This window comes from uncultured Brachybacterium sp. (assembly GCF_947500705.1).
Lineage (GTDB): Bacteria > Actinomycetota > Actinomycetes > Actinomycetales > Dermabacteraceae > Brachybacterium.
The window spans coordinates 17,129-33,297 of the sequence record NZ_CANMSY010000010.1 but is presented as its reverse complement, the minus strand read 5'-3'; the positions used below and the strand labels follow the sequence as shown (position 1 = coordinate 33,297).

General features: G+C 67.8%; 15 protein-coding genes. 7 read left to right on the top strand and 8 right to left on the bottom strand.

Annotated elements, in window-relative coordinates:
- Positions 1-86 precede the first annotated feature (86 nt).
- Both Q0937_RS14860 and Q0937_RS14855 read left to right on the top strand, forming a co-directional pair.
- Positions 87-881: an ABC transporter ATP-binding protein gene (locus Q0937_RS14860; RefSeq protein WP_299305188.1), complete on the top strand. Its 795-nt coding sequence runs from the start codon at positions 87-89 to the stop codon at positions 879-881.
- Between the two features lie 7 nt (positions 882-888).
- Entirely contained in the window at positions 889-1,734 is an 846-nt protein-coding gene (locus Q0937_RS14855) for an RNA methyltransferase (RefSeq protein ID WP_299305185.1), read from the top strand.
- Here the strand turns inward: Q0937_RS14855 and Q0937_RS14850 are convergent.
- The 4 genes from Q0937_RS14850 to Q0937_RS14835 form a co-directional block, all read right to left on the bottom strand.
- Positions 1,706-2,452, bottom strand: a complete 747-nt coding sequence (locus Q0937_RS14850; RefSeq protein ID WP_299305182.1) for a bifunctional 2-polyprenyl-6-hydroxyphenol methylase/3-demethylubiquinol 3-O-methyltransferase UbiG — start codon at positions 2,450-2,452, stop codon at positions 1,706-1,708. The genes Q0937_RS14855 and Q0937_RS14850 overlap by 29 nt on opposite strands.
- A 187-nt stretch (positions 2,453-2,639) precedes the next feature.
- On the bottom strand, positions 2,640-3,668 hold the full coding sequence (locus Q0937_RS14845) for a RimK family alpha-L-glutamate ligase (RefSeq protein ID WP_299305179.1): 1,029 nt from the start codon (positions 3,666-3,668) through the stop codon (positions 2,640-2,642).
- An 88-nt stretch (positions 3,669-3,756) separates the two neighbouring features.
- A complete protein-coding gene (locus tag Q0937_RS14840) occupies positions 3,757-4,398 on the bottom strand; it encodes an HAD family hydrolase (protein WP_299305177.1) in 642 nt (213 codons plus the stop codon).
- Positions 4,398-5,429: an NAD(P)-dependent alcohol dehydrogenase gene (locus Q0937_RS14835; RefSeq protein ID WP_299305174.1), complete on the bottom strand. Its 1,032-nt coding sequence runs from the start codon at positions 5,427-5,429 to the stop codon at positions 4,398-4,400. The genes Q0937_RS14840 and Q0937_RS14835 overlap by 1 nt, the downstream gene beginning before the upstream one ends.
- Positions 5,430-5,628: 199 nt before the next feature.
- Here Q0937_RS14835 and Q0937_RS14830 point away from each other — a divergent pair, with 199 nt between their 5' ends.
- Together Q0937_RS14830 and Q0937_RS14825 are read left to right on the top strand one after the other, a co-directional pair.
- The gene (locus Q0937_RS14830; protein ID WP_299305171.1) at positions 5,629-5,886 is read left to right on the top strand and encodes a metal-sensitive transcriptional regulator; all 258 of its coding nucleotides are present in this window, start codon (positions 5,629-5,631) and stop codon (positions 5,884-5,886) included.
- An 87-nt stretch (positions 5,887-5,973) separates the two neighbouring features.
- Complete coding sequence (locus tag Q0937_RS14825) at positions 5,974-7,404, top strand: rhodanese-like domain-containing protein (protein ID WP_299305169.1); 1,431 nt, start codon at positions 5,974-5,976, stop codon at positions 7,402-7,404.
- A 198-nt stretch (positions 7,405-7,602) separates the two neighbouring features.
- Here the strand turns inward: Q0937_RS14825 and Q0937_RS14815 are convergent, their stop codons facing one another.
- Complete coding sequence (locus Q0937_RS14815; RefSeq protein ID WP_299305163.1) at positions 7,603-8,928, bottom strand: MFS transporter; 1,326 nt, start codon at positions 8,926-8,928, stop codon at positions 7,603-7,605.
- 474 nt (positions 8,929-9,402) lie between these two features.
- Here Q0937_RS14815 and Q0937_RS14810 point away from each other — a divergent pair, with 474 nt between their 5' ends.
- Positions 9,403-10,851 carry an HNH endonuclease signature motif containing protein gene (locus tag Q0937_RS14810; protein WP_299305160.1) on the top strand — a complete coding sequence of 483 codons (1,449 nt, stop codon included), beginning with the start codon at positions 9,403-9,405 and terminating at the stop codon, positions 10,849-10,851.
- Positions 10,852-10,977: 126 nt separating this feature from the next.
- Here the strand turns inward: Q0937_RS14810 and Q0937_RS14805 are convergent, their stop codons facing one another.
- Positions 10,978-11,976, bottom strand: coding sequence for a RimK family alpha-L-glutamate ligase (locus Q0937_RS14805; RefSeq protein ID WP_299305158.1), 999 nt, complete (start codon positions 11,974-11,976; stop codon positions 10,978-10,980).
- A 655-nt stretch (positions 11,977-12,631) separates the two neighbouring features.
- Between Q0937_RS14805 and Q0937_RS14800 the strand changes: the two genes are divergently transcribed.
- Together Q0937_RS14800 and Q0937_RS14795 are read left to right on the top strand one after the other, a co-directional pair.
- On the top strand, positions 12,632-13,438 hold the full coding sequence (locus Q0937_RS14800; protein WP_299305157.1) for an alpha/beta fold hydrolase: 807 nt from the start codon (positions 12,632-12,634) through the stop codon (positions 13,436-13,438).
- 59 nt (positions 13,439-13,497) lie between these two features.
- Positions 13,498-14,190, top strand: a complete 693-nt coding sequence (locus tag Q0937_RS14795; protein WP_299305154.1) for a triacylglycerol lipase — start codon at positions 13,498-13,500, stop codon at positions 14,188-14,190.
- 218 nt (positions 14,191-14,408) lie between these two features.
- On the opposite strand, the gene Q0937_RS14790 is transcribed toward Q0937_RS14795, so the two are convergent.
- On the bottom strand, positions 14,409-14,840 hold the full coding sequence (locus Q0937_RS14790; protein WP_299305152.1) for an Hsp20/alpha crystallin family protein: 432 nt from the start codon (positions 14,838-14,840) through the stop codon (positions 14,409-14,411).
- 295 nt (positions 14,841-15,135) lie between these two features.
- Entirely contained in the window at positions 15,136-16,164 is a 1,029-nt protein-coding gene (locus Q0937_RS14785; protein WP_299305149.1) for an intradiol ring-cleavage dioxygenase, read from the bottom strand.
- Positions 16,165-16,169: the final 5 nt, after the last annotated feature.

The following is a 16,169-nucleotide window of genomic DNA, read 5'->3' as shown; positions in this document are numbered from 1 at the left end:
GCGGTGGCTCAGGCCCGGTCAGTCTATGGGCGGCGCCACCGGCGAGTAGGCCGGATCGGGGCACCGGAACCGATAGGCTCGGGGCCATGTCCGTCGCCGCAGCTTCCTTGAACGATGTCACCGTCCGCCGCAGCGGAGCACCGATCCTCGATGAGGTCTCCCTCGAGGTCAACGAGGGGGAGCGCTGGGCGGTGCTCGGCCCCAACGGCGCCGGGAAGTCCACGCTGGTACGGCTGCTCTCCGCCCGTATGCATCCCACCAGCGGGACCGTCGACATCTTCGGCGAGCGGCTCGGCAGGGTCGACGTCTTCGAGCTGCGGCCCCTCATCGGGCTGGCCAGCCAGGAGCTCGCCGACACCATCCCGGCCGACGAGACGGCCGAGAACGTCGTCGTCACCGCCGGATACGGCGTGGTGGGCCGCTGGCGCGAGGAGTACGACGAGATCGATCTGGACCGTGCCCGCACCCTGCTGGCCGCCTTCGGCGTGGGCGACCTGGCCGCGCGGAGGTTCGGGACCCTCTCCACCGGCGAGCGCAAGCGCGTGCTCGCAGCCCGCGCCCTGATGACCGATCCCGAGCTGCTGCTGCTGGACGAGCCCGCCGCCGGTCTCGACCTCGGCGGGCGGGAGTCGCTCGTGCGCACCCTCGGCCGGCTCGCGAAGGATCCCGCGACCCCGGTGACCGTGCTGGTCACTCACCATGTCGAGGAGATCCCGCCCGGCTACACCCACGTCGCGCTGCTGCGCGAGGGCGCCGTGGTCGCCGCCGGCCCCATCGGCGAGACCCTCACCTCCCAGAACCTCACCCTCACCTTCGGGCTGCCCCTGATCGTCGAGCAGCGCGGCGAGCGGTACACCGCCCGCTCGCTCTCCCTGAACTGACCCGGCGGTGGAGCACCCTCAGCTGCAGCAGGTCACCGACCTCGCCGATCCGGCGCTGGACGACTACCTGCGGATGACCGACGTCCGCCTGCGCTCCCGCGTCGAGGTGGAGCGGGGCCTGTTCATGGCCGAGAGCTATGAGGTGATCTCCCGGGCGATCGAGGCCGGGATGGCGCCGCGCTCCTTCCTCATGAACGAGAAGTGGCTCGCGAAGTTCGCCCCGCTCTACGAGCAGTTCCCCGACGTGCCCGTCTACGCCGGGGAGGAGTCGTTGGTCGCCCAGCTCACCGGCTTCAACCTGCACCGCGGGGCGCTCGCGTCGATGCAGCGGCCCGAACTGCCGACGGCCCGCGAGCTGCTGCGCACTGCGCGCACCGTCGCGGTGATCGAAGACATCGTGGACCACACGAACGTCGGCGCCATGTTCCGCTCCGCCGCCGCGCTCGGAGTCGATGCGGTGCTGGTGACCCCGCAGTGCGCGGACCCCCTGTACCGCCGCTCCATCCGGGTGTCGATGGGCACGGTGTTCCAGGTGCCGTGGACTCGGGTGGAGGCCTGGCCCGCTGCGGGGGTGGACCTCTTGCACGAGGCGGGCTTCGACGTGCTGGCGATGGCCCTGACCGAGGGTGCCGTCCCGCTCGACGAGGTCGACCTGGGCGCGGACCGCAAGGTCGCCTTCGTGCTCGGCGCAGAGGGTCACGGCCTGAAGCCCGCGACGCTGGAGGCCGTGGATCAGCATGTCGTGATCCCGATGGCCGGGGGAGTGGACTCCTTGAACGTCGCCGCGGCCAGCGCCGTGGTGTTCTGGCAGCGGCGGTCGGTGCTCAGCTCCTCCGACGCGCCAGCAGGCTGAGGGCATTCGGCAGCCGACCGCCCCAGGCGGCGGCCGGCTCCTCGTCCTCGGGCCTCCAGAACGGCTGGGGATGCTCCGCCAGATGCAGCAGCTCGAAGCCGACGCCCTGCACCGTCATCACCATCTCGGCCAGCGTCCGCTGATGCTCGGTGGCCCCGCGGGCCGGGAAGGTGTCGTTGACGTGGTGCGCGGCGAAGTAGCTGCGGTCCTCTCGCACCCGTGCCTCGTCGTGATCCCAGGCCCACAGCGGCACCAGTGGATGCGCCTCGTAGACGAACAGATGTCCACCGGGACGCACCAGTCGATGCATCTCCGCCGCCCAGGCGTCGAGGTCCTCCATCCAGATCAGGGCACCCTTGCCGGTGTAGACCAGATCCGCAACCTGCCCGGGCAGCCCGGTATCCGGCAGCTCGGCCACCTCGTAGCGGCACGGGACGTCCAGTTCGTCGGCCCGGCGCTGCGCGGCGGAGACCGCCGTCGGGCTGTAGTCCAGGCCCCGCACGCTGCGCGCTCCGATTCGGAGGAGCGCGTGGTCGTCGAGCCCATGACCGCTCTGCGGGTGGAGCACCTCGACCCCGCCGATCAGGGGCCGCAGCAGCTCCTCCTCGATCGGCAGCAGCCGTGCAGTGCGGGCCTGCTCGAGGTGCTCCGCGTACTCCCGCACATGCTTGGAGGACGCGTCATCCCACGCTCGCCGGGTGTCGTCGTAGGTGCTCATCGCTTGAGGCTAGCTTCCATGACGCATGCTGGCATGCGCATTACGACAACCGTTGGACGCTGTTACTTGCCGGACTGCCTTTGGGTGTTGTCGGGCGAGAGGCCGTGAGCCGGATCGTCACGTCCACAGGCGGCTCGTGCGCCGTTGACGTCGGCCGCGGGATGATCGCCCCCATCCCGTGCCGGCATCAGCCCTTGTCCGACTCCTGCTCCTCGTGCAACAGGGAACCCAGGTAGCGGGCGATGTGCCGGGCGGCGGGGACTTCCAGAGATGCCTCGACCTCGGGGTTGTAGTTGGTGTTGGTGTTGATGTCGTAGGTGACGGTGCGGCCGTCGACCGTCGTCATGTACTCGATCCCGGCGATCTCGATACCCAGCTCGGCCAGCAGTGCTTGGTACCGGCGGATCAGAGGTGTATTTGCGGTCACTTCAGGGCGGATCCGGAACATCGGCTCCGCCGCGTCGTCCTGGCCGGGAACGGCGCAGGCCTCAGCGGGGCACAGCTCGAAGGCCCCACCGGAGGTGTCCACTCGCACCGCGTAGACGAACTCGCCGCCGACGAATTCCGCACGGGTGATGGCGGGCTCGTCGGCGATCAGCAGCTCCTGCAGCAGGGTGATCCCGTCGGCGGCGTCCTCGAAGTCGTCGCCGTGCACGTAGTCGGCGAAAGTGGCGTGGTCGTCGAAACGACGCACTCCGAGCCCCTTGCCGCCCTGGTTGTGCTTGGTCAGGAACGGAGCGCGGAAGCCTTCGGCCACCTCGATCAGCCCGTCACGCCCGAAGACGGCGAGGGTGCGAGGGACGTCGAAGCCGGCGCGACGCAGCTGAGCGTGCTGGATGACCTTGGAGACCTCGAGGTCCGCGACGTGCTGGCCGTTGACCACGCGGCGACCCCAGGAGGCGGCCCAGGCCGTGATCGAGCGGGCGGCGTCCTTGGCGAGCGGGGCGTTCCGGGTGTGCGAGGAGGCGCTCAGGCGCGACCAGATCACTCCGCGGGGCGGTTCGGAGTCCAGGTCGAGGTGACCTTCGCCGAGGCGCCATTCGATCAGCGGCACGCCCTCGGCCTCGAAGGCCCGGCGGAACGGTGGCAGCCACTCGGGATTGTCGTGCAGCACGTGCACCGCGTACTGCACCGGGGACTGATCCGGCATCGCGGCGGCGGGGGCGTCCGGTGCCAGATGCACGGCGGGCACGACGGTGACGGGAGAGGCGGACATCATCAGCTCCTATGGGGGTGCAAATCAGCTCTTGAGACTATCCCCTCCTGGCGCCTCCGGATAGTGGCGTCCGCGGATCACGCTGACGTCATGCGGCAAGGATCCGCAGGATCTCCCTGGTTGTCGAGGCGCTCAATGTCGGCTCCCAGGGGTGCGGCCAGATCTCCCCATGACTGACCCAGCCGGTCGAGCACCCGGCCGCGCGGCCACCCTCGATATCGGCCGACGGATGATCACCCACCATCCACGTCTCGATGCCGTTCTCGAGCCCGTCGATGGCAAGTGCGAAGATCCGCGGATCCGGCTTCTTCACCCCCACCGCCTCGGAGATCACCACTCGATCCAGGAGCGGGCCGAGCCCGGTGCGCTCGATCTTCGCGCTCTGCTGGAGGACGGTCCCGTTGGTGACCAGGATGAGCTCAGCATCCCCGTCGCGCAGAACGCGCAGCGCATCGAGCACCCCGGGATAGCAGTCGATGCCTTCGATCACCTCGAGCTGCAGGCGCTGCTCGAGACGGGTGGTGGAGTTCTTCGGCCCGAGTCGGTCGACGATGGCCGCGGCGAGCTCCTGGCGAGGGCGATAGCCGCCGCGGTCAGCCTGGATCAGCCAGGCGAGATCCTCCGCCCCGGCATCCATCTCCTCGACGAAGCGAGCAGCCCAGTCCTCGAAGGCACGCTGGCGGTCCACCAGCGTGCCATCGAGGTCCAGCAGCACCCGCAGGTGGGGCATCAGAGCGTGATCTGCAGCTTCACGTCCGTCGGCCGACCCTCGAGGAAGCGCTCGAAGGCCTGCACGGAGTTGTCGAAGGTGAAGGTCTCCGAGACGAAGCGGGAGAGGTCCACGGCGTCGGTCGCGGCGAGGTCGATCGCCTTCTGGTAGACGTTCGCGTAGCGGAACACCGTCTCCAGGGAGATGCCGCGGCTCTGCGCGGTGGCGATGTCGAAGGGCACCGGATCCACCGGCATGCCCACCAGCACGATGCGGCCGCCCGGCGCGGGCAGCGACCAGAGGTTCTTGTAGGCGGGAGTGGCACCGGTCGCCTCGAACACGACCTGCGGGCCCCAGCCACCGGTCTCCGCGCGCACCCGCTCGCCCAGGTCCTCCTTCGTGGCGTCGACCGTGACGATGCCCTCGAGACCGTCGAGCAGGGCGAGCTTCTGCGGCAGCACGTCGGAGATGAAGACGGTGCTGGCACCGCCCGCACGGGCGGCGAGAGCGGTCATGATCCCGATGGTCCCGGCGCCGACGACGGCGGCGACATCGCCAGGCTTGATCCCCGCCTTCGTCGCGGCATACATGCCCACGGAGAACGGCTCGATGAGCGCACCCTCGGCGAAGCTGAGGCTGTCGGGGAGCTTGAAGGTGTACGCGGCGGAGTGGATGACCTCGTCGACGAGGCAGCCGTGCACGGGCGGGGTGGCCCAGAACTGCACGCCGGGGTCCACGTTGTAGTTGCCCTCCTTCACCGCGCGGGAGGAGGGATCCGGTACGCCGGGCTCCATCGCGACGCGATCGCCGGGGGAGAGGTGGGTGACGCCCTCGCCGACCTCGACGACGGTGCCGGCACCTTCATGGCCCAGGATCATCGGCGCCTCGACCACGAAGGGTCCGATCTTGCCATCGGTCCAGTAGTGCACGTCCGAGGCGCAGATGCCGACGGTGTGCATCTTGATCCGGACCTCTCCCGGTCCAGGGGAGCCGACGGGCTCGACCTCCTCGATCGACATCCGGTTCTTCTCGTGCAGCATCAGTGCGCGCATACGGAGGCTCCTTCGCTCAGGCGTGGCGGGCTGTTCATGGCCCTATAGGAAACTCTGCCATACCGCTGCGCGGGGGACTTCGCCTGTTCGCGGCGGCGTCGTGGAGTGCTGTTCCGCGGCCGTTCATCGTCCTCCCGTCGCATTGAGCTTGATACCCCCAGGGGTATAGGATCAGAGCCCCGACCACCAGGAGCCTTCCGTGCAGCTGAACCTCGATGAGCTCACCCCCACCGTCCACCGCCTCAAGCGCGCCGAGGGGCAGCTGGCCGCCGTCGTGCGCATGCTCGAGGAGGGGCGGGACTGCAAGGACGTGGTCACTCAGCTCGCCGCGGTGTCCAAGGCGCTGGACCGAGCAGGATTCGCGATCATCGCCAGCGGCCTCGAGCAGTGCTTGAAGAACCCGGACGAGAGCCTGGACAAGAAGGACATGGAGAAGATGTTCCTGTCCCTGGCCTGAGCTTCGGCCGGTGCGGTGGAGGCCGCCCCGGCCACCGCAGTCATTCACCCATGCAGCATCATCCATTCCAGAACCGCAGGAGGAATCATGCTTCTCGAGCGCATCTACGATGAGGATCTCGCCCAGGCCAGCTACCTGATCGGCTGTCAGGCCAACGGAGAGGCGCTCGTCGTCGACCCCCGCCGCGATGTCCAGCAGTACCTGGACCTCGCCGCCCGCCATGGCCTGCGGATCGTCGCCGTGACCGAGACGCATGTGCACGCCGACTTCCTCTCCGGCACCCGCGAACTGGTCGCCGCGACCGGTGCGACCGGCTACGTCTCCGGTGAGGGCGGAGAGGACTGGACCTACCGCTTCGACGCCGAGGTCCTGCACGACCTGGACACCCTCACGCTCGGCAATCTCACCATCACCGCGCGGCACACGCCCGGCCACACGCCGGAGCATCTCTCCTTCCTGGTCACCGACGGCGCAGTCACGGACGAGCCCGGCTACTACCTCACCGGAGACTTCGTCTTCTCCGGGGACGTGGGCCGGCCGGACCTGCTGGACGAGGCCGCCGGCTTCGAGGACACCCGCTTCGCCGGGGCGAAGCAGCTGTTCACCTCGCTGAAGGAGTCCTTCCTCACCATCCCCGATCACGTGCAGGTCTTCCCGGGCCATGGCGCCGGCTCCGCCTGCGGGAAGGCCCTGGGGGCGCTGCCCTCGACCACCGTCGGCTACGAGCGCCGATTCGCCTGGTGGGCGCCCTATCTCGCCAACGACGACGAACAGGGCTTCGTCGACGAGCTGCTCGACGGTCAGCCCGACGCCCACGCCTACTTCGCTCGCATGAAGCGCCAGAACGTCCAGGGCCCGGCCCCGCTCGGCGAGCGGCCGCCGCTGGTGGAACTCGAGACCACGCAGATCGCTCAGGGACTGGACGACGGCAGCCTGGTGCTCGTCGACGTCCGCCCGCAGCATGAGGTCCACCGCGGCACGGTCGCAGGTGCGCTCACCGTGCCCAGCGCCGCCAAGGCGGCGAGTTTCGGGGCCTGGGCCTATGACCCCGAGTCCGAGGACACCCCCCTGGTGCTGCTCGCCCCTGACGCCGAGGCCGCCGAGGAACTCCGCGACCACCTCGTCCGCGTGGGCATCGACCGCATCGCCGGATACATCACGACGCTCGAGGGACTGCCGCACGCCGTTCCGGCAACGGTCGCGCCGGCGGACCTGCAGGGCTTCCTCGCCCAGCACGAGGGCACCCTGCTGCTGGACGTGCGCAACCGCACCGAGCATGCGAACGGGCACCTTCCCGGCTCTCAGCAGCTCAACGCCGGTAAGGTCCTCTTCCGCCAGGACGCCCTCCCCGCCCCGGAGGCCGGACCCCTGGTCACCTACTGCCAGTCCGGGGTGCGCAACGCCGTGGCCGCCGCCGCTCTGCGCCGAGCCGGCTTCGACGTGGTCGAGCTCGAGGGCAGCTACGCAGGCTGGGCCTCGTGGGCCGCCCAGAACGCCCCTGAGCAGCTCGTCTCCTGAGAAGCAGAACCCGCCTGACGCGAAGAGAGGACTCGCCATGTGCCGAGCCGTCACCTGCCGCACGTGCGGCAAGACCACCTGGGCCGGATGCAGTCAGCATGTCGAGACCGCCTTGGCAGGGGTCGCCCCCGCCGACCGCTGTCGCGGGCACGAGGATGCCCCCACCCCCGCCGCCGAGGCGGGGTCCGGGAGCGCCGGTCAACCCAGCGGATTCCTCGCGCGCCTGTTCGGTCGCTGAACTTCGGGAGACACTGGGAGCGGCTGCGCGTCGACCGTGTCAGGGACGGCGCCTCTGCTCACCGCGCGGATGAGGAGCGCCAGCAGGATCGTCGCGCCGGCGAGCAGCCACCACCCCCACCCGCCGCTCAGGGCGATCGCGGCACCGAGCATCGCGGGCGCCACGGAGGACATCAGCCCGTTGCTGATCCCGTAGAACGCGCCGTACTGACCCTGCTGCTGCGCAGGCGCCAGCCGGAACAGCAGCTCCATCGTCCCGGCGCTGTACAGCACCTCTCCGGCCGTGTGCGCCGCGAGAAAGACGATCATCACGAGCACCAGCACACCCGGTGAGGACGACCAGCCGGAGAGGAAGAACAGGTAGGAGAGCGCCAGACAGGCGGCGCCGATGACCAGCCGTCGGCTCGCCGCGCTGATGCTCTCGATCCCTGCACTGGCCGGCACCTGAAAGGCGGCGGTGAGCAGCGCATTTAACGCGACCAGGAGGCCGACGACCCAGATCAGCTCCGGATGATGGATCGCCGCCCACAGGGGGAGTGCGAAGGACAGCACGTGCAGGTAGATCCCGATCGCACCGTTGGCGAGCGAGAACACGGCGAACCGCCGATCGGGGAGCACCGGGCGCGACCTCCCCGGAGCCCCGGGTGGGGCAGGCGGCACCGTGATGCCCAGCAGCAGCACGGCGGCGATGACGAAGGTGAGCGCATTGCCGAGGATCGCGATCCGGAATCCCGTCAGGCCCCCACTTGCCAGGACCAGCCCACCCAGCAGGGCGCCGGCTGAGATCCCGAGGGTGAGCAGGGATCTGAGCGAGGCGCGGGCGAGGGCCGGATTCTCATGGGCGAGGCGCCGGATCAGGGTGGTGTTCGAGGACATGCACAGCCCCTGCCCGAGGCTGATCAGGCACAGCGCGACCACGAAGCTCGCCTGGTTCCCGACGAGCAGCAGCAGGGCGGTGGCGAGCGCGGAGAGGACGAGCCCGGCCAGGAGCACCGGCTTCGGGCTCGCGGTGTCGGAGAACTTCCCGGCCACGAGATCGCCCCCGATCGCGAGCACGGTCGCGAGGACCAGGGCACTGGAGATGACGCCGATCGAGAAGCCGAGCTGCTGGGTGTAGAAGAGGATGCTGACCGTCGCGAAGAGCCCGTTGCCCAGCGCATTGACCCCGGTCAGCAGTGCGAGCGAGCGCATCGCATGGGAGGCCCTCAACGTCGCGGTCGCGGCGGCGTAGGGGGTGATGAGCAATGTCCTGAGAGAGGGGCGGCTTCGGTCGCGGGCATTTCTCATGCGCCGAGAATAGCGGCGTACTCATCGAAAATGCGAACTTCTGCTCTGGCGAGATTCCGCACCGACCTGTGTTACCGTCCGGACGGCTTTGCTGAGGGGGTCCTGTATCAACTCGACGATTGCGCCAGAATGCGACGGGGCTTTTTGGTGGGTTCCAAGTGCATTAGTTCCGAGCTTCTGCATTCACCCCGGTAGCCCGTGCACGCGTCCGACCGTTCCTCCACAGTGGCTCCGTTTCCACAGCACAGAGCGTGACTGCTCCTCCACAGTGGTGACTTATCCACAGAAATCAGCGACACCGTTCCTCCCCATCATCTGCTTATCCACAATATCCACAGATTTGACCCTGGGGCTTGTACTCACGCCCGGTGTCGATAAAATAGCGATACGACGAAGTGTTGATCTGCCGACCGTTCATGAGCCTTCCCTCTGGTGAGCATTCCGCAGTAAATCCCGACGGGGGAGGTGTGTGCAATGGGTGATCTCCATGAGAGCGCGAATGTGCCGTTCGATGAGGACGGGACTGACGGGACTCCCGCACGGCCGGATCCCACTCCGGCCGCCCCCGTGCTCCCGGAGCATCTGCGGCCCGTCCACGCGGCTTCGATCGAGGAGAGCCACCGCCTGGCCGCACGGTTCATCGCACTCGCGCCGTCGTTCCATGACATCGAGAACGATGACTACGACGAAGACGTCGCAGAGGCCGAGCTCCTCTCCGTCGCTCTGGCTCTGCGCTGCACCCGGACCGTCGCGGACCGCATCGTCCATGACTCCCACATCGCAGTCACCCAGCTCCCGCGCACGCTGATCCGCCTGGGAAGCGGCGAGTTCCCCGCGGCCTGGTTCGATCGCATCCTGCGCCGCACCCGCCACCTCACCCCACGCCAGATGGAGCACGTGGACAGCGCCGCTTCGCTCTGGCCCGCCACCCTCACCACCGAGCAGTTCCATCAGCGGCTCTCCCGACTGCTCAGCCGGCTGGAATCCCAGCAGGAGACCCCGGCGCACCTCACGCCCGAGGGTCGGCGCCGAGTGGAACTGCTGCCCACCCGGGACGACGGGATCGGATGCCTGCGGGTGATCGGCCCGGCTCCGGAGATCCTTGCCCTCGCTCAGCGGCTCGATGCCGCCGCTCGCGCCGTCCAATCCGCCCAGAGCCACGCCCTGGAGGCGGGGGAGGCCCCGCCGGTGGACCCGCGCGGCACGGTCGCCGAAACGGCGATGACCGCTTCCCTCGCTCTCATCCAGTACGACCTGCTGGGCGGCGCCGCCTTCACCACCGACGGAGTCCAGGTCCCGAAGCCCCGCTTCCGGCTCAACATCACCGTTCCCGTCATGACCATGCTCGGCGGTTCCCAGGAACCCGGACTGCTGGAGGGGACGATCCCGATCCCCGCGACGATGGCTCGTGAGCTGGCCGGGCAGAGCGACACCTGGTACCGGGTGCTCACCGATCCGTGCAGTGGCGCATTCCTGCCGCTGCCTGCGGAGGTCTACACGCCGACCCGTGCCATGCTCGAACATCTGCGTCTTCGGAACACCACCTGCGCGGTCCCCGGATGCGCGCGCCCCACCTCTTGGGCTTCCGAGGCGGATCACATCGAGGAGTACAACCACGGAGATCCGGAGCGCGGCGGCCTCACCGAGATCGAGAACCTGCACCTCCTGTGCTGGCAGCACCACCGCGCGAAGACCGCCGGACTGATCGACCCGACCCGATTACCGTGCACCCCCGGCCTGCCGGGACGGACAGCCTGGTCGATCCAGGATCGAGTGCACGTGATCGTCCGCGACAACGAGGATCTCGCGAGTCCCTATATGACGCGTGAGCTCATGGACTCCTGGACCCGCTACCAGGAAGAGCTCGACGCTAAACGCCGGGCGCTCGAGCGGCTGAAGAACCCGCCGCTTCCGCCCTACTGATCGAGAACCAGGACTGGTGCACGGTCAGTCCTGACTCCGTGCAGGACTGCTCGCAGGCCCGCCGCCGGCATCATGGCCTTCGGTTCCGGAGCGCTGGTCTCTCTTCATCGGGCAGCCCTGAGAGGATCAGTCTGCCGGTTGGATGAGATGTCTCTTGCTGGGGTGGAAGAGCTTCGGGTCTCGATCCAGAGTGGTATATACGTGGCTCGGCTCCCAGGTCGCCCGGGCTGCTTCGTAGTCGGTGACCGCCTCGGTCAGGAAGTCGGCGACCATCTCCAATACTGGAGGCTCACAGGTGGGGCACGAGTTGACCTCATAGATGACGTACCCGCCGGTTTCCACATCTTCGCCGATGTCGACTCCCCCGATGAGCGTGTTCGCAGCTCGTGATGCGCGCGAAGCGAGGTCGGAGAGTTCCGCCGTGAGAGGGCACATTGCGATCCTGCCGCCGGCGGTGACGTTGGTGATCCAGGAACCGGGCGGTGCATATCGGTACATCGCGAAAACCGGGTGGTGGTTGACCGTATAGACGCGTATGTCCCGACCGGGGTTCTCCACCCAGGGCATCGCATAGTACGCAGAGTCGAGGGAGGTATCCATGCGTCGAAACATTTCGTAGTCGGACGTGCTCTCCAGACGTTCGATGCCCCGACCGCCGAATCCACGCAGTGGTTTGACGACAGTGGTCCCGTCGGGAGCGAACCCGGGATCCAGCGCCGTGCGGTCGTAGCCGGATAGCACCGGGTATCGCAGGAGGCCGCCCGTGTTGAGCTGTGAGCTGTCGAGCAGCTTGTTCGCGGTGCGGAACAGAGTCATCGTGTCATTGATGACGGGAATACCGGCTCTTTCGAAAACGTCGAGCTGGATCATTCCCGGCCACAGCAACTCGTCGAGGACCCAGCCGACAACCAGCTTCGGTCGGACCGGACGCCCATCGACGGTGAAGCGGGGACCGCTCGGCTTCAAGCTGATCATCAGGTCGATGGGGTGGACACGCACGACAGAGACGCCACTCTCCCGGATTTTGGGAAAGAGTACGTCATGGTCCTCGTCGTCGCGTTCATCGCCCAAGAACAGGATGAGAGGCCTACAGCTATCAAGGTCGTCTTCTAGTCGGCTACGCATGATGGGCTCCTTCCGTGGGATTGGAGCGGACACTTCTCGTCAGTGGATTAACGCTGTGGATGCAGTCTTGGCCCGGGGTCAGGGAGGCCCGTTCTCCTGGGCGAGCGAGAGTGAGCCCGCCACCACCCTCGATAAGCCAGCTCTTGACGTTGGCCTGCTGTATCAGGTGGACGCCGTCGACGATATTGCGAGCAGACATGTACCAGCCTCCTTGCCCAGGGGCTGTGATCTTCACCCGAGACCGCCGCCAGGTAAAGCGATCGAGGGGATAACATGCCGTTCGGTCGGGTTGCAGGGCATAGAAGGATTCCACCGCGGCGACGTCGCTCACGAGCGGGTAGAGCCTTTTCCCGGCAGGTTCGCCTGGGAGAGGTAGACGGCTGCGCGGTCACCTATCGGTGCGGCCTTCCCTCTCGACTGGCTGACGTTCTCGTGCGTTGTCAGTACGATCGGGGTGAGGCGCACGGTGGTTCTTCACGTGCGGCTGAGCAGCTCCGCTGGATGACCTCGCCGGCGAAGGGAGACGTGGTGGGTCACTCCATGAGTCTCGAGGAGATCGATTCCTCCTGCGGCCAACAGGTGAGCGTCATGGAGGACGGTAACCTCGGTGCAGTCCTCATTGCTGCGGTTCATGACGTTGTGGAAAGAGACGAAGGTGGCCCAGAAGAAGCCCGGCGCGGGGCTCCACCGACGGCGTATGCACATCGGTCGCCATGCCGTGGACGTGCACGGGACCTACGCCCTGGAGCGCCCGCCGATCGTGCTGGTGCATGGGATCGGGATGTCGGGAGAGTACTTCCTGCCGTACGCCGACGTGCTCGCAGCCACGCATGACGTGTACGCCCTGGACCTGCCGGGCTACGGCAGGACGCCCAAGCCGGCCCGTGCGCTCACCGTCCCAGAGCTGGGTGAAGTGGTCGCGGGGGTGGTCGAGGCTCTGGGACTGGATGCACCCGTCGTCGTGGGTCATTCCATGGGCTGCCAGATCGTCGTGGACGCCATCGCCGGCCATCCGGGGTTGTGCGCCGGCTATATGTTGATCGGTCCCACCGTGGACCCTGCCGGGCGCAGCCTGCCCGCCCAGGCCATGCGGCTGTTGCAGGACACCCTGATCGAGTCGCCCACCAGCAACGCCGTGGTGCTCCGAAACTACCTGCGGATGGGCCCGCTGCGATACCTGCGCACCGCCCGGCACATGATCGCCGACCGCACCGAGGAGACCATCCTGCGCTGCGCCGTTCCCGGACTGGTGGTCCGCGGGGCACGGGATCCGATCGCGTCCGCCGAGTGGGTGCGCCTGTTAGTGCGCCTGGCCCCGGACGCCGCTCTGCTGGAGATCCCCGGCGGCCCCCACAACGTCCAGCACAATCGGCCACACGATCTCGCCGCAGCCTGTGCACCGTTCCTCACCACCGTCAACGGCCACCGTCCCGGTCCGCGGGCGACCTTCCCGAGCGCGTGACCGGCCGGATGCGACACCTCATCGGGCTTTCCCGGGGCCGGCTGAGTCGCCTGACTGGGATGCTCGCCGAGGCAGGTACGAATCTCGACGCCTGGGCCCGCGACTACACCTACGCCCTCCGCTGGCAGATCGCCGCGCTGGTCCGCCAGCCCGACCCGCAGTCGTATCGCCAGTCCGATCCGGACAAACCCGTGATCGTTCTGCTGCCCGGAATCTATGAGACCTGGTCCTTCATGCGTCCGGTGGCCGATGTGCTGCGGGAACAGAGCTATGACGTGCGTGCCGTGGTCGACTTGGGGTACAACGGCGGCAGCATCGAAGACATGGCGAGCCTGGTGGACGGATATATCCACCGGGAAGGCATCAGTCGCTGCGTGCTGGTGGCCCACAGCAAGGGCGGGTTGATCGGCAAGCTGCTGCTCTCCCGGCATAATGCGGCCGGCGCTATCCAGGGGCTCGTGGCCGTCAACACGCCCTTCGAAGGTTCCTCCCTGGCCCGCTTGTTGCCACTACCAGCCCTCCGCGTCTTCCTGCCGCATTCCCCCGAGCTGGCCGAGCTGACTGCCAGCCGACACGTGGATCAGGACATCGTCTCCATCTACGGCCGTTTCGACCCGCACATCCCGGGCGGCAGCCATCTGGAAGGAGCGCACAACGTGCAGCTGGGAACGCGTGGGCACTTCCTGCCGCTGGGTGATGCCCGAGTGCACGAGGCGATTCTCGACGGAATTCGGTTGCTCACGCGCGGATAGTGGTGCCGGGCTCAGGCTTCGGGACAGTCCGCGGGTCACGTCCCTGGAAGTGGTGCAGCGATTGTCCCGGACGACCACGGGGCCGCCGCGCTGCACCACTCTGCGGGACTCAACTCCGCGGACAGCGGGTGACGCCCCCCTCCCGAAGACCTCCTATCCGCCCGAAGGCCCCCGGCTTCGCGGGGAGCCGGGGGCCTTCGAGGAAAGCGGTCGAGTGATCAGCTCGCCGGGGACTCGATCTGCTGGGGAGCGTTCTGCGTGGTGATCTCGATCTTGCGGGGCTTGGCCTTCTCGCTGATCGGGATCGTCACGCTGAGCACACCGTTGTGGTAGCTCGCGGAGATGTGCTCGGTGTCCAGTCCCTGTCCGAGGCTGAGCTGGCGCAGGAAGGTTCCTCCCGTGCGCTCGCGAGTGATCCACTGCGCCTGTTCATCGGTCGCGAGGGTCCGCTCGGCGCGAATGGTCAGCAGCTGTCCATCGACATCGACATCGACGGACCCGGGATCGATGCCCGGCAGGTCAGCGGAGAGAACGTAGTGATCGCCAGCGCGATATAGGTCCATCGGCATCTGCCGAGGGCCCCGTCGCCCGGTGTCGAGGAAGTTGCTCGCGAGACGCTCCATCTCACGGAACGGGTCGTAGGTAGCCATGGTGTCTCCTTCCTATCGCGGCCACCGCCTGGAATGGTGGCCTACCAACCTTGAGTCCCTTCGACTCAACTGCGAACAGATTAGCACTCTCACCCGGAGAGTGCCAGCCCCGAATCGGTGTCCGCCAGTGCTCGAGCGTGGCAGTGCGAGAGTGGACGACCGCGTGAGGGTATCGAGGTGGCGCCGATTCTCCTTGCTGAGACTCGGAACGAAACCCAGGGCGCTTCAGCGCTCGAGAAGGTCTGCTCGTCACAATGTTGGGAACGTGTCGAGTCTCTTGGGCAGCAGGACGTGCTCACGTCCCAGCTGAATCCGTGTCTGTCGTGGTCTCTTCCGTCGGCGCTTGTCCGCGGGGTGCTCCTTCTGGCGGTTGCCCGTCCCCGCCGGGGCTGCCCTGTCCGCCGCCGGCCTCTTCTTCGGTGCTCGTGTCGATCGGCACGTCGATCGTGGCCGTGTACCCGGCGTCGACGTCTCCGGTCATCGTGGCCATCTGCATGTCGGCGCCGTCCGAGAAGATGCCGTCGCTCTCGAGCGAGATCTCGGCCATGTTCTCTGCTGAACCGGAGTATTCCGAGCGCGCGTACACCGCGGCGCACGCTTCCTCCGGCAGAGCGATCTGCGAGGTCAGTACCGCGTTGGTCGCGTCCGTGAGGGAGGCGAGGTCGGGGAACACCTCGAAATGGATGTGCGGCCAGCGTCCGGAGTAGCAGCCCGGGAAGGTGGTGGTGAAGGTGACGGTGCCGTCCTCGCCGACGACCTGCACGCCGCGAAGGTAGGTCTCCTCGGTCAGGCCATCGCCGTACATCGAATAGCCGCCCTGGGCATCGCAGTGCCAGACGTACACCGCGGCACCGGTCATCGCCGCCCCGTCCTCGACGAGATCGATGATGTCCATCGTGAGGGTGAGGTCCACGCCCTCGGCGGTCGCTCCGCCGTCGATGCTCGAGCGGATGTCGCTGCGCTCCACGCCGCTGATCTCCAGAACGTCGGCGCCGTTGGAGCCGTCACCGGGGTACGGGCCCGCGGTCTCGGTCGGCATCTCAGCGCCGGAGCTCGTGGCGTTGATCGCGCCGCCTCCGTCAGATGCCGTGGCCCCGCCCGCATCAGAGGTGCCGGTGCTCGCGGACGTGCCGCGTGCGCAGGCTGCGAGGACCGCGGCAGCTGCGCCGGCGCCGAGCACCCCGAGCGTGCGGCGGCGGGTGACGACGGTGGCGATGTCGAAGGCGAGGCCCTGGTCCTCGATGTCCTCCGTCGGCCGGTCCAGCGGGCGGCCCTCGAACGTGGGTCGGTCAGCGTCGCCCGAGGGTGCAGATTTCCTTGTCATCAGTT